This window comes from Rothia sp. 88186D007BW, from assembly GCF_053544215.1.
Genome location: NZ_JBPPTR010000014.1, coordinates 47,421 through 60,213 on the forward strand (window position 1 = coordinate 47,421; position 12,793 = coordinate 60,213).

Genomic DNA, 12,793 nt, shown 5'->3' on the forward strand with positions numbered 1-12,793 from the left:
TGCATGAGTATCGCTTTCCGTTTTGCGGCCCGCTCCGATGTGGGGCGAGTGCGCTCTAAAAACGATGATTCGGGATATGCGGGCCATTACCTGGCGGTTGTTGCCGACGGTATGGGCGGGCATGTGGGCGGCGACGTTGCGTCGGCGACCACGGTGCTTGATTTGACCCCTCTTGACCGGGCAGGTTTTGAGGGTAATGCCGGGGTGTACCTGGCCGATGAGATCGTGAATGCCAATATCATCATGAATGAGCTGGTGGCGCTGAACCCGCGTTTGGCGGGTATGGGTACCACCTGCACGGCTCTGCTGATTGATGGCGACCGCATTGAGATGGCCCATATTGGTGATTCGCGCGCCTACCGTCTGCGTGACGGCGTGTTTGAGCAGGTCACCACCGACCACACCTTTGTGCAGCGCCTGCTGCAGGAGGGGCGTATTAGCCCCGAGGAGGCTGAGGCTCACCCGCACAAGAACGTGATTATGCGCGTGCTGGGCGATGTTGATGCCTCCCCCGAGCTTGAGCTTCGCACCCTGGACGCCGTGGTGGGCGAAAAGTGGGTGCTGAGCTCTGACGGCCTGGACGCCGTGGTGCAGGTAGCCGAGATTGAGGCGGTCATGCGCTCCACCGGCGACCTGCAACAGGTGGTCGATATTCTGACCGATATGACCCTGGAACGCGGCGCCCCCGACAACGTGACCGTGGTGGCTCTGCAGGTCATTAGCGAGGACTCCCTATCTGCGGCGATTACCGCCCCGCAGCCGATTATTCCGGTGCGTAAGTACGGTAAGGACGGCGAGCTGGTGGGGGTTTACCCCACCGTGGAGCAGGAGGCCGCTGAGCCTGCCTCCAGCGACAGTGAGGCAGAGGGGGCGGACGCCGGTGAGCCGGTAGACGAGGACGGCGAGCACCGCGCCCCCTGGCGCCGCCGCATGCCCCAGCACGCCAAGATGCGTAACGCCCTGCGCCACGGCAAGTGGCGCGGCGAGTCCTTCACCGACGGCGTGCTCAACACCATGACGGTTAAGGCCGGGGTGGACGCCGCTACCGCCACCACCGGTGACGGTGAGGACGAGCCGACCCCGGCATCCGTCCTGCGTCAGGAGCTCTCGGAACGACCCCACGACCTAGTGGGAGCTGCCGCTAACGCAACCCAGACCGGCATGATTCCGGCGGTGACAGCCCGCACGGCCCAGAACATCTGCACTCTCTCGCAACAGCAGGCCACCCAGACCCTGGAACCCGCTGAGCTGCCCGAGGAATACCGGGTTGCCCTGAGCAACGAGGTAGCACCGTCGCCCCACCGCTGGCCCATGCGGGTCTTCGTGGTGGCCCTGACCCTGGCGGTTCTCGCGGCGAGCGCCTGGAGCTTCTTCTCGTGGACCAAAACCCAGTACTACGTGGGTGTTAAGGACGACCACGTGACGGTGTTCAACGGCATCAACCAGTCCCTGGGGCCGGTAAGCCTGAACAGTGTGGTGGAAGAGACCGATATTGAGGTCAGCTCCCTGCCGGAGTTCTCCCAGTCGCTTCTGCGCAGCACTATCACCGCCACTAGCCAGGACGAGGCTGAGCAGATCGTGCAGAACCTGCGCGACCAGCTACCGGCTACGGTCACGCCGGGAACCGTCACCACGGCGGAACCCACCCCGAGCGCCTCTGCCAGTGCCTCGGGTGAGCCGAGCCCGGCGTCCGAAACCAGCCCAACACCCGATACCAGCACAACTACCCAGGGAGGTAACTAGTGAGCGCTTCATCTGCCGCACCTGCGGTTGAGCTGCCCCGCTCCCGCCGACTGACCGAACTGGTACTCACCGTGCTCGCGGTGTTGCTCTGCCCTGCCGCCATGTACCTGGTAGACCCCGAAGCGGCCCTGGAAAACCGCATGTGGGTGCAGGCTCTTACCGTTCAGGGTGTGGGCGCCCTGGTACTGCATGCCGTTATGTATATGCGGGCCCGCTACGCCGACCCCTTTATTCTGCCGATTGCTGTGGCTCTCAACGGGCTGGGTCTAGCCATGATCTACCGTATCGACCTGACCACCACCGCTAACGCGGGGGCAGCCCAGCTCATGTGGACCGGCGTAGCCATGATTGCTTCAGCCGTGGTGCTCTTCTTCCTACGCGACCACCGGGTACTGCGGAAGGTCACCTATATCTCTCTGGCTGCCTCGATTGTGCTGCTCCTGCTGCCGCTGCTACCGGTCATCGGTACCGAAATTAACGGTGCCCGCATCTGGATTTCACTCGGCGGCCGTACTTTCCAGCCCGGTGAAGTCGCCAAGATTACCCTGGCTATCTTCTTCGCCGGTTATCTCTCAACCCACCGCGACCTGATTATGTTGGCCGGTAAGCGTATCGGCCCGGTACGCCTGCCCCGCTTCAAAGACCTGGCCCCCATGTTTATCGCCTGGTTTGTCTCGCTAGCGGTGCTGGTTTTCCAGCGCGATTTGGGCTCGGCTATCCTCTTCTTCGGCATCTTCCTGGCCATGCTCTTCCTAGCGACCGGAAGCCTCACCTGGGTTGCCCTGGGCCTGCTCTTTGTAGCCGCCGGCGGCGTGCTGGCCTACAACTACATCCCCCACGTCTACTACCGCATCAACTCCTGGGTGCACGCTTTTGACCCTGAAATCTACAACCAGCCCCTGGGTGGCTCGGGTCAGATCGTGCAGGGCCTCTTCGGCTTGGCCTCTGGCGGCCTGTTCGGACGCGGCTGGGGCAACGGACGCCCCGACCTCGTCTCGTATTCCAACTCAGACATGATTATCACCGCCCTCGGTGAAGAGCTGGGCCTGCTGGGTCTGGGAGCGATTCTTATGCTCTTCCTGCTGCTGGTCTCCCGCGGTTTCCGTGCGGCCCTGGGCACCCGTGATGCCTTCGGTAAGCTCCTAGCTGCCGGTTTCTCAGCCCTCATCGTGATTCAGCTCTTCGTGGTCATTGGCGGCGTCACCCGCCTAATCCCTCTGACGGGCCTCACCACCCCCTTCATGTCCGCCGGTGGCTCCTCCCTACTCTCAAACTGGGTCATCGTAGCCATCCTGCTCGCTATCTCCCACACCGCCCGTGCCCCGCACGTGGTAGAAGAGTTCGACGAAGCAGACAGCATCGACTACGAGGGCTACGAGCCCGAGGGGGCCACGTCCGTCATCTCTAGAATTACCGAAACCAACCGTTCAGGAGGTGCTCGCGGTGAATAAAGCTATCCGCCGGGCATGGATCGCTGCGGCCTGCGTCTTCGTGATGCTGCTGGGCACCCTGACCTATATCCAATTCTTCGACGCTAAAAACCTGCAGGCCAACGCCTGGAACTCCCGCACCCTCTACGAAAGCTACGGCTCCCAGCGCGGGTCCATTGTGGTTGACGGCGTAGAAATTGCCTCGTCCGTAGAATCAAACGACGGCTACGCCTTCCAGCGCACCTACTCCCAGCCCGAGCTCTACGCGGGGCTCACCGGATACTTTTCATCCATCTACGGGGCAACCGGCCTGGAATCTGCCATGAACGACCAGCTGTCGGGCAACTCCGACGCCCAGTTCTACGACCGCCTGGCCCAGATGTTCACCGGCAACACCGCCCAGGGGGCCAGCGTTGAGCTGACCATCGACAGCGAGCTCCAGCAGCTGGCCTACAACCTGCTGGACGGCTACAAGGGCTCTATCGTGGCCCTCGACCCCAAGACCGGCGAAATCCTGGCTATGGTGTCCACCCCCTCCTACGACCCCAACACCCTCTCGTCCCACAACGCCGAATCGGTGCTGGCCCAGTACGCGGCCCTCAATGAGGACGCCAACCACCCGCTCTACAACCGCGCTATTGCGGGCGACACCTATGCCCCGGGCTCACCCTTCAAAATCATTGACGCCGTAGCCGCCCTCGAATCGGGTAAATACAATGCAGACTCGGTGATTCCCAACCCGCAGAACCTGACCCTGCCGAACACCACCGTCACCCTGCCCAACTACACCGGCGGCCAGTGCTCAACCCGCACGTCCGCCACCATCGAGTGGGCCCTGGCGCAGTCCTGCAACACCCCCTTTGCCCAGATTGCCATGGACCTGGGTGAAGAAACCATCGCCCAGACCGCCAGCAACTTTGGCTACGGGCAAGACCTCCAGATTCCCCTGACCGTGTCACAGTCGGTCTTCCCGACCAACATGGAAGACAGCCAGCTAGCACAGGCGTCTATTGGTCAGTACGATGTGAAGACCACCCCTTTGCAGGTTGCCATGATGAGCGCAGCTATCGCGAACGACGGTGTGCAGATGAAACCCAACCTGATTAGGTCGGTTAAGTCTCACAATCTCAGCTCGCTGTACGAGTTCTCAGCTGAGGAGCTACGACGCTCCACCTCAGCCGATATCGCTAACCAGGTAACAGAGTGGATGGTAAACGGCGTGAGCAACGGTATCGCCTCGGGCGCCGCGGTGAGCGGGGTCCAGGTGGCCGGTAAGACCGGTACCGCTGAAATTGGGGACACGGGGTTGAATAACTCCTGGTTCACCGGTTTCGCTCCGGCTGACGACCCGCAGGTAGCTATCGCGGTAGTCTATGAAGGTGTAGACGTCACAACAGGGGCGCAGCTTGCTGCTCCCGCAGGTAAACAACTTTTTGAGGCGGTGTTGAACAAGTGAGGCCTTCGGTAGATGTGACTCTTGGTGGTCGCTACACCCTGACCGAGCGTATCGCGATTGGCGGTATGGGCGAGGTCTGGAAGGCGCGCGATAAGGTCTTGGGCCGTACCGTCGCCGTAAAGATTCTGAAAGAGGAATATACGGGCGACCCCGGCTTCCTGGAGCGTTTCCGCGCCGAGGCCCGCCACACCGCCCTGCTCAACCACCCCGGCGTCGCCAACGTCTTTGACTACGGTGAAGAGGACGGCTCTGCCTACCTGGTCATGGAGCTCGTGCCCGGGGAGCCGCTGTCTAACATCATTGAGCGCGACAAGCAGCTACCTGCTGACCGCATTCTCAACATCATGGCGCAGACCGCCCGCGCCCTGGCAGCCGCCCACGCCCAGGGTCTCGTGCACCGCGACGTGAAGCCCGGCAACCTGATTATCACTCCGGACGAGCGAGTGAAGGTCACCGACTTCGGTATCGCCCGCCTCGCTGATCAGGTGCCTTTGACTGCTACCGGTCAGGTGATGGGCACCGCCCAGTACCTGGCCCCGGAGCAGGCTACCGGCCAGCAGGCCACTCCCTCTTCCGATATGTATTCTCTGGGCATTATCGGTTATGAGTGTCTAGCGGGTAAGCGCCCCTTCACTGGCGAGTCGCAGATTGCTATCGCTTTGGCTCAGGTGAATGACCCCCCACCGCCCCTGCCTAAGGACGTTCCTGCCCCAGCAGCAGCGCTTATTATGTGTTTGCTCTCCAAAGATCCTGCTGACCGCCCTGAGACGGCGACCGCTCTGGCGTCTGCTATTGACGCTATCCGCCGCCGTGATATCCCGGCAGCGATTAAGGCTGTACCGCCTCTGGGTAAGTTCTTACCTCAAGGGGCAGAGACCCAGGCTACTCAGGTGATGACGGCGGCTACCACTGTAGCTCCTGTAGCTACACGCTTTGGTTCAGGGGCACGCTATGAACCTGAGCCCACTACCGCTCGTGTACCCAATACTCCCTCTGTGGCAGCAGCCCCAGCGGCTAAAGCTTCGGATAAGAAGAAGAATCCTTGGGGTTGGGTGTCCTTGGTGCTTGCCTTACTGTTGATTGCTGCGGTTGTCTGGTTTATCTTAGCTGGTAGCAACCGCCCCAGCGGCCCTGGCCAAGTGCCTCCCACCGCGTCGGGCACTGTCTCAACGGTGAGTACCCCGCCTACCTCTAGCGCTAGTGAGACTAGCGCCCAGAAAACCCGGGTAGAGATTAATTCTGCCGCTTTCGAGGGGCGCTCTCTTGATACGGTGGTCAATGAGCTCACTGCTATGGGCTTCTCAACCCGCACCACTGGCGTCACCTCGGATTCTCCTGTAGATACTGTGCTTTCTGTATCGCCTACTGGCAGTGTAGAAGTGGGAGAAACCATTACCGTGCAGTACTCCACTGGCCCCAAATCAGTGACCCTACCCAGTAATCTGGAGGGTACAAACTCTGAAGAGGCCATTAATGCGATTACTGCCCTGGGCGTTAACGTACAGATACACTTTGAAGAAAGCAGTAGCGCCCGTGAGGGGACGGTACTACGTACTAGCCCCACTTCGGGCTCACGCGTTGAAGTAGGGAGCAACGTAGATGTCTACGTTGCTAAGGCCCCCGCAGCGAGCGCGTCGGAAACAACGTCACCGAGTCCTTCAGCATCACAGTCAGATACCGCCTCAGAAGCAGCCTCACCGAGTGCTGATTCGACTGGCAACTAAAACTCCACCGGAAATGATGGGTGAATACATGGACCAGCAGGTTCCTGAAACTATCGATCAGCGTTATGAGGTCGGGGCCCTTATTGGCTCTGGCGCTATGGCGACCGTCTATGAGGCGGTTGATACCCGCCTGGGCCGCAAGGTTGCGCTGAAGGTTTTACGTGTTGAGCATGCTCAGGACGTCATCTTCCGCGCTCGTTTTCAGCGCGAGGCAGAGGCCGTGGCGGCTCTTAACCACCGCTCTATCGTGGGTGTCTATGACACCGGTTCTTTCGATATCCAGGTGGGTAGTTCTGAGGTTTCTGTGCCTTTCATGGTCATGGAGCTGGTGCAGGGCACCACCTTGCGTGAGGCCATGTCTCGTGGTGAGGTTGATCAGGCCCAGGCTCTAGCTTACGGCGTGCAGATTCTTGAGGCGCTTGACTATAGCCATAGCGCAGGTATTGTGCACCGCGATATTAAGCCTGCTAACGTCATGATTCTTCCTCAGACTGCGGAGGATCGTGAGCTGGGTGAGCCGGGTCAGGTTAAGGTCATGGATTTCGGTATTGCTCGCGCCGCTGAAGGAGCCGGTGATGCTCTGACTAAAGCTAATACTGTCATTGGCACTGCCCGCTATATTTCCCCTGAGCAGGCTCGTGGTGAGACTGTTGATGCCCGTAGCGATGTCTATTCAGCTGCCTGCCTTGTGTATGAGATGTTGGCGGGGCGTTCACCCTTTGACGCTCCGACGAATGTTGAGCTGGCCGGTAAGCATCTGAGTGAGATTCCTCAGCCTCCTAGTGCTTTTGCGTCTGAAGAGATTTCTCCTGCTCTTGATGCTGCGGTTCTTAAGGGTCTGGCGAAGAACCCTGCTGGTCGTTATCAGAGCGCTGGTGAGTTTGCAGAGGCCCTTAAAGATGCTCAAAGCAGCATAAATGCTGGTGAGGGTCAGAATTCGACCGAGGCGACTACTGTCTTTAGTGCAGCTGCAGTTCCCGCAGGTCTTGCAGCTGGTGCTGTAGCTGCTGGTTCGCAGGAAACTGAAGAAGCTGGTCTGGGTAGTTTCTTTGATAATGCTCAGTCTGAGTACACCGATGAGGAACTCTACGGTTATGGCTATGGTCAGGACCCTGCTAAGGCCCGTAAGAAGCGCCGCCGTAGCGCCTGGGGCAAGGCTCTTACTACCTTGTTGATTCTTCTGCTGGCTGCATTCGGTGTGAGCTCTGTGCTTTATTATCAGGCCAAGCTCAATGAGGTTCCTGTCCATGTGATTCCTGCGGTTCAGGGCTTGTCGAAGGAAGAAGCTGAGACCCAGCTGCGCAACCTGAACTTTATGCTCAAGTTCGAAGAGGAGCATTCTGACACTGTAGCCAAGGGTTCGGTTGTTAAGACTTCCCCTGTGACTGGTCTTGAGGCTGAGGAGGGCAGTGAGGTTATTGTGACGGTGTCCTTAGGCCCTGCTGTTCTCACTGTTCCCGCTAATCTTGAGGGGCAGAGTGAGCAGTATGTGCGTGAGACTCTCACCAGCGCAGGCTTTGTGCCCGGACGTACGACCACGGTCAATAGCCCCACTGTGCCCGCGGGCATGGTGGTTGGGGTTTCCCCTGGCTCGGGTCAGCAGGCTGATGCTGGTGCGACGGTCAATATTATTCTCTCTAATGGCAAGGTTGAGGTTCCTAGCCTGATTGGGTTGAACCGTGATGCTGCTATTGCAGCGCTGACTGCTTCAGATACCCTTTTGAGCACTAACATCGAAACTGTTACCACGACTGCTCAGCCTGCGGGAACTGTTATTTCGCAGAGTGCTACTGCCGGCTCACTCATTGAGCAAGGGTCGACTGTGACCATTCGTGTGGCAGTTGCTCCGACTCCTACCGCTGCTCCTTCTGCTACGGTATCGGCTCCGGCTCCGGCTCCTCAGCCGACTTCCCAGCCTACTCAGGCACCTCAGCCGACTACTCCGCCTGCTCAGGCCACTCCGAGCGCAGCTGCAACGGCAAGCGCAAATAACAATAATGGCTAGGTTTAGCTAGCCGATAGTAAAGCCGCCCTCCCCGGTTTTGGGGAGGGCGGCTTTGTCTTAAGGGGTGCCAGGGGGCTCAGTGGACGCTGGCTGTTAGGCGGCTGGTTCGATGAGGGGTGAGAGGGTGGCGCCTAAAGCTGCGGCACCTTTGAGGCCGACTTCTTCTAGCCAGTTGCCGAGCATGAGGTAGCCGCCTTCGGTGAGCACTGATTCGGGGTGAAATTGCACCCCGTGTAGGGGGGCGGTTATGTGGCGTAGGCCCATGATGATGCCCTGATCGGTGGTGGAGGTTACCTCTAGCTCAGCAGGGAGAGTTTTAGGGTCTACAGCGAGGGAGTGGTAGCGGGTGGCGGTGAAGGGGCTGGGGAGGCTCTTGAAGACGGACTGGCCGGTGTGCACCAGTTCTGAGGTTTTGCCGTGCATGAGTTCAGGGGCGTGGCCGACTACGGCTCCAAAGGCTTCTGCTAGGGCCTGGTGGCCTAGGCAGACACCCAGTAGGGACTTGTTGGCGGTTTTAGCCCATGTGATGACGTCGATGATGACGCCTGCTTCTGCGGGGTTGCCGGGCCCTGGTGAGACCAGTACGCCGTCGTGTTCTTGGGCTAGGGTGATGGTCTCGTCCAGGGGCAGTTCGTCGTTGCGGATAACGGTGGTTTCAGCCCCTAGCTGCTGGATGTAGCCGACCAGGGTGAAGACGAAGCTGTCGTAGTTATCGATGACGAGGATTTTTGTCATGGCACCTGCCTTTTCGTGATGGTGTTTTGATTCTATCGCAGGGGGTGGGGCGGGTGCCCTGAGCTTATTGTTCTATGGTCACATCAGTGTTGAAGGGGCTGTATTCGGCAAAGTGGGGGAAGACGTATTCCATGAGTAGGTAGGCGGCCGCCACGATGAGGGCGAGGGCGATGATGATGCGTAACCAGAGGGGGCCGGGTAGGTGGCGGAAGATCCAGGCGTACATGGGGGGTTCCTTGGGGTGGACGGTAGTGGCGGGATTTAGCCGGCGATGGCGGCGATTTCTTGGGGGGCTCCAGCTTCTGCTGGTTGCCAGCTCACAAATTCTGCGTGCACGATGTAGCGTTCGGTGTCGCCGTAGCGGGGGTGGCAGCTGGTGAGGGTGAGCAGGCGCCGGTTAGCTTCGTGTGCTGGGGCTTGGGGGTTGTCGGGGTTGGGGGCGATGACTTCTACCTGGCTGGGGAGCACAATCTTAGATGCGTAGACCTGGTAGGTGTAGTAGCCTTCGGCGGTGCGCACGTAGATTTTGTCGCCTTCTTTAAGTAGGTCGATGTGGTCTAGGACTGCGCCGTTAGTCTGGCGGTGGCCTGCTAGGGCCAGGTTGCCGTATTCGCCGGGCATCTGGCTGGTGGGATAGCGTCCTAACCCGAGGGTGTCGAGCACATCGGGGCCTACACCTTCGGCTAGGGGGCGGGCGTAGTTCTGCCCTAGGCGGGGTATGTAGACCACGCCGTAGGCTTGCCCGTAGGCAGGTGGGGCGGCGACCGGCGGGTTGGCGGGGTCGTAGTCGGGTATGGCAGGTTCAGGTACTGACTCGGCGCCCTGGCTTTTGTCGTCTGTGACGGTGGGGGCTGGGTGGGCACTGTTGAATTCTTGGATGAGGCTATCGACGGCTTCTTGTTGGGTGCGGTTGACGTCGATGTTGGTCCACCAGAGTTGCCAGGCTACGAAGAGCAGCAGGATGAGGCCGGCGGTAATGAGTAGTTCCCCCATGATTTGGGTGCCCCATTGTAGGGGGGTGCGCCTGGTTGGGGGGTGTGTTCGTCTACTAGCGGCTGGGGCTGCTGGGGTCACTTCTTACCTCGAGGTGGGACAGTTATGGGGACTGTCTATATGGTAGAACTTTTTCAGGTACTACGGTTAAAATCGTCTCTGACCGTATATTTTATGAACTGCTGGGAGTGCGCTCCCTCACTGGAGGAAAAGTGGCTGGATCGAAGTCTATTCGTGATGAGGATGTTGAAGAGGCGGAGCTCCGTCGCGTTGCTGATTCGATGTATAGCGATGATGATTTTCCGTCGTCAACTCCTCTCTGGTATCGCGTCATCATGTTCGCCTTGATTGTAATTGGCGTGATGTGGATTATTACTTTTTATATTTCCCAGTCGGTTTACCCGGTTCCGGGTATTGATAACTGGAATATTGGTATTGGTATTGGCTTTATGATGGTGGGTTTGTTGATGACTACCCGCTGGCGCTAGGGCACCCTTGTGGCTGATAAGAAACCTGAGACGACTAACCCCTCAAATCTGGCTCCTGTGGACCCAAATGAGACGCTGGAGCAGCGCGCTGATATTCGCGCCGCCCGTTTTGAGACTAAGCTGCGCCGGTGGGCGCTTTGTGGTGTAGTTGCCGCTGTGGCCATTTACTTTATGTGGCAGGCGGTGGCGGGCTAGGCGCCTGCCTCTCTTGTCTTCTTTCCCCCGCTATCGCTGATGGTAGCGGGGGATTTTTGTGTGCGGTAGAGGGCTACCATGAGGGTGAGGGCTAGCAGTTCTATGAGGGTTTGGGTCAGTACCGCCAGCGGCATGAGGGCGGACGCTGGTTGGTCGGCAAGAGCCCTTGAGAGGCCGAGAATCAGGGGAAGTATGACCAGGGCGTTGCGTGTGACTGCTGAGAAGGTGATGGCAACCTGTTCGGGTGCAGGCAGGCCCCTGCCCCACAGGCGCAGTAGGGTGTAGGAAAGTAAGGCTGTAAGGATAGCGTAGGTGGCATATAGGCAGGCCAGGGGAAGAAGATATGAGGAGAGTTGGGTAAGTTCTACCGCGTGTGCCGCTGGGGTGAGGGCAAGAACTAGCATCATGGCGGGCACCATGAAAGCACTTGCTGCATCTTCGGAGTATGTTTGAGTGCGCCCGCCGACTCCTTGGATAAGAGCCGCCAGAGCCAGAGGCCCACCCACCACAGCCAAGGCTAGCCCTAGGTGAGGAAGGGCGTGCCAGAGGGTGCTTTGAGCTAGAAGGTCTCCCTGCCATATACCGATGGCGTGGAAGATAAGAAGCCACAGGGGGGCTAGGCAGACCTGCGCTAAAAGTAGTAGCGGAGTGCAGCCCAAGAGCCGCGTATGGGAGCCGCCTGCTAGGCCGGTAAAGGTCACCACATAATCGATGCAGGGGGTCAGGAGCACCAGGGCTGCGGTAAGCACCAGAAGGTCAGGTATCTGAGGTGCTACCCAGCGAAGCCCCAGTAAGAGGAGGGCTACAAGTGGGGGTAGGAGCAGGAAGTTAAGAGCTAGCAGGGTTTTGGTGAACCTGGCGAAAATCTGTGGCTTCAGGAGCCCACGAAGGGGGATGCTTAGGAAGGTGGCCAGAAGTAAGAGGCCAAGGGCTGGGGTGACCAGGGGCTGGGCGAGGTCTGCAAGACCGGGAAGAAAGGACGCCCCTAGCCCGGCCCCTAGGGCAAGCAGGTAGAACGCTACCTGGTGTCTTTCCATGAAGCTAACCATCGGCGTCCTTTCTGTTAAAGTATTCTGCCCCTCCCTACTCTAAAGCAGGGAGGGGCAGAACTAGCCACTGTGGCTATGCGTCGGGTGCGGTGAAGGCTACATCGAGGTTGATGACTACCTTATCTGAAACCAGCACGCCACCAGCTTCGATTGCGGCGTTCCAGGTGATGCCGAAGTCTTTGCGAGAAATGGTTGCTGAGAGGGAGGCACCTGTGCGAGTGGTGCCAGAGGCGTCAACGACTGCACCATTGAATTCGCCGGTGAAGGTGACGGGGTGTGTTTGGCCTTTGATGGTGAGGTTACCAGCGACTGTTAGGTCTTCACCGTCGAGGTCAAAGGAGGTTGATTCGAAGGTCATGGTGGGGTGAGTATCTGCGTCGAAGAAGTCTTCGCCGCGCAGGTGAGCATCACGGTCACTGTTGTTGGTGTTGATGGAGTCAATGTGTGCGGTGGCTTGGACGGTGGAGTCTGCGATGTTTTCAGCAAGGACGAGCTGGGCTTCGACCTGGTCGAAGGTGCCGTGTACTTTGGTGATAGCTGCGTGACGAACAGTAAAGCCTACCTCTGAGTGTGCTGAGTCGTAGTTCCAGGTACCTGCGGTGAGTTCTGCCATGATGTTACCTTTCAAGTGATATGGCCTACCTAACAGTCATTACTTTATAAATAAAGTTTTCACAAGGCAAGCTGTACGTCAAAAAAGTACAAAATATTTCTCTGATAGCTAAGGTTACTGCTTTCTCCGCCCCAACGATGCATTTCTTCTAGCTTCGTGTGTTTGTTTCCTTCGCCCTTATACCCCTTTTGTTCTGGGGGATTAGTTTTTGGGCATGAAAAAAGCGAGGGGTTCTAGAGCTAACGCTCTAGAACCCCTCGCTTGAACAACCCTTGGGTTGTTATTTCAAAACCATACAGTGGACGCAAACAACAAACATACCCAGAAAAAAATGTAAGCCTTCGGACTATTAGTACCAGTCA

12 protein-coding genes are annotated in these 12,793 nt (G+C 58.6%); 7 read left to right on the forward strand and 5 right to left on the reverse strand.

All coding sequences use genetic code 11. From position 1 onward, the window contains the following. The first annotated feature begins 3 nt into the window (after nucleotides 1-3). The 5 genes from ACEE09_RS08540 to pknB are packed head-to-tail and all read left to right on the forward strand — an operon-like array spanning nucleotide 4 to nucleotide 8,358. Entirely contained in the window at nucleotides 4-1,743 is a 1,740-nt protein-coding gene (locus tag ACEE09_RS08540) for a PP2C family protein-serine/threonine phosphatase (RefSeq protein ID WP_449083838.1), read from the forward strand. Then, the gene (locus ACEE09_RS08545; protein ID WP_449083840.1) at nucleotides 1,743-3,194 is read left to right on the forward strand and encodes an FtsW/RodA/SpoVE family cell cycle protein; all 1,452 of its coding nucleotides are present in this window, start codon (nucleotides 1,743-1,745) and stop codon (nucleotides 3,192-3,194) included. The genes ACEE09_RS08540 and ACEE09_RS08545 overlap by 1 nt, the downstream gene beginning before the upstream one ends. Then, nucleotides 3,187-4,629, forward strand: a complete 1,443-nt coding sequence (locus tag ACEE09_RS08550) for a peptidoglycan D,D-transpeptidase FtsI family protein (protein WP_449083842.1) — start codon at nucleotides 3,187-3,189, stop codon at nucleotides 4,627-4,629. The genes ACEE09_RS08545 and ACEE09_RS08550 overlap by 8 nt, the downstream gene beginning before the upstream one ends. Continuing rightward, on the forward strand, nucleotides 4,626-6,353 hold the full coding sequence (locus ACEE09_RS08555; RefSeq protein WP_449083844.1) for a protein kinase domain-containing protein: 1,728 nt from the start codon (nucleotides 4,626-4,628) through the stop codon (nucleotides 6,351-6,353). The genes ACEE09_RS08550 and ACEE09_RS08555 overlap by 4 nt, the downstream gene beginning before the upstream one ends. 28 nt (nucleotides 6,354-6,381) lie before the next feature. Further along, entirely contained in the window at nucleotides 6,382-8,358 is a 1,977-nt protein-coding gene (pknB, locus tag ACEE09_RS08560) for a Stk1 family PASTA domain-containing Ser/Thr kinase (protein ID WP_449083846.1), read from the forward strand. A gap of 93 nt (nucleotides 8,359-8,451) precedes the next feature. On the opposite strand, the gene ACEE09_RS08565 is transcribed toward pknB, so the two are convergent. From ACEE09_RS08565 to ACEE09_RS08575, 3 genes are all read right to left on the reverse strand, one after another. After that, nucleotides 8,452-9,093 carry an anthranilate synthase component II gene (locus ACEE09_RS08565; protein ID WP_449083848.1) on the reverse strand — a complete coding sequence of 214 codons (642 nt, stop codon included), beginning with the start codon at nucleotides 9,091-9,093 and terminating at the stop codon, nucleotides 8,452-8,454. A 64-nt stretch (nucleotides 9,094-9,157) separates the two neighbouring features. Continuing rightward, nucleotides 9,158-9,319, reverse strand: coding sequence for a hypothetical protein (locus ACEE09_RS08570; protein WP_449083850.1), 162 nt, complete (start codon nucleotides 9,317-9,319; stop codon nucleotides 9,158-9,160). Nucleotides 9,320-9,354: 35 nt separating this feature from the next. Continuing rightward, nucleotides 9,355-10,086: a class E sortase gene (locus ACEE09_RS08575; RefSeq protein ID WP_449083852.1), complete on the reverse strand. Its 732-nt coding sequence runs from the start codon at nucleotides 10,084-10,086 to the stop codon at nucleotides 9,355-9,357. A gap of 212 nt (nucleotides 10,087-10,298) precedes the next feature. Between ACEE09_RS08575 and ACEE09_RS08580 the strand changes: the two genes are divergently transcribed. Then, nucleotides 10,299-10,574, forward strand: coding sequence for a cell division protein CrgA (locus ACEE09_RS08580; protein ID WP_449083854.1), 276 nt, complete (start codon nucleotides 10,299-10,301; stop codon nucleotides 10,572-10,574). 9 nt (nucleotides 10,575-10,583) lie between these two features. Then, nucleotides 10,584-10,769: a hypothetical protein gene (locus ACEE09_RS08585; RefSeq protein WP_449083856.1), complete on the forward strand. Its 186-nt coding sequence runs from the start codon at nucleotides 10,584-10,586 to the stop codon at nucleotides 10,767-10,769. On the opposite strand, the gene ACEE09_RS08590 is transcribed toward ACEE09_RS08585, so the two are convergent. Beyond that, complete coding sequence (locus ACEE09_RS08590; protein ID WP_449083858.1) at nucleotides 10,766-11,806, reverse strand: arsenic resistance protein; 1,041 nt, start codon at nucleotides 11,804-11,806, stop codon at nucleotides 10,766-10,768. The genes ACEE09_RS08585 and ACEE09_RS08590 overlap by 4 nt on opposite strands. Before the next feature lie 85 nt (nucleotides 11,807-11,891). Continuing rightward, nucleotides 11,892-12,431, reverse strand: coding sequence for a YceI family protein (locus ACEE09_RS08595; protein WP_449083859.1), 540 nt, complete (start codon nucleotides 12,429-12,431; stop codon nucleotides 11,892-11,894). Nucleotides 12,432-12,793: the final 362 nt, after the last annotated feature.

Coding starts and splice junctions, on each gene's coding strand:
- ACEE09_RS08540 (WP_449083838.1), top strand. CDS start 4: ATGAGTATCGCTTTCCGTTTTGCGGCCCGCTCCGATGTGGGGCGAGTG.
- pknB (WP_449083846.1), top strand. CDS start 6,382: ATGGACCAGCAGGTTCCTGAAACTATCGATCAGCGTTATGAGGTCGGG.
- ACEE09_RS08565 (WP_449083848.1), bottom strand. CDS start 9,093: ATGACAAAAATCCTCGTCATCGATAACTACGACAGCTTCGTCTTCACC.
- ACEE09_RS08570 (WP_449083850.1), bottom strand. CDS start 9,319: ATGTACGCCTGGATCTTCCGCCACCTACCCGGCCCCCTCTGGTTACGC.
- ACEE09_RS08575 (WP_449083852.1), bottom strand. CDS start 10,086: ATGGGGGAACTACTCATTACCGCCGGCCTCATCCTGCTGCTCTTCGTA.
- ACEE09_RS08590 (WP_449083858.1), bottom strand. CDS start 11,806: ATGGAAAGACACCAGGTAGCGTTCTACCTGCTTGCCCTAGGGGCCGGG.
- ACEE09_RS08595 (WP_449083859.1), bottom strand. CDS start 12,431: ATGGCAGAACTCACCGCAGGTACCTGGAACTACGACTCAGCACACTCA.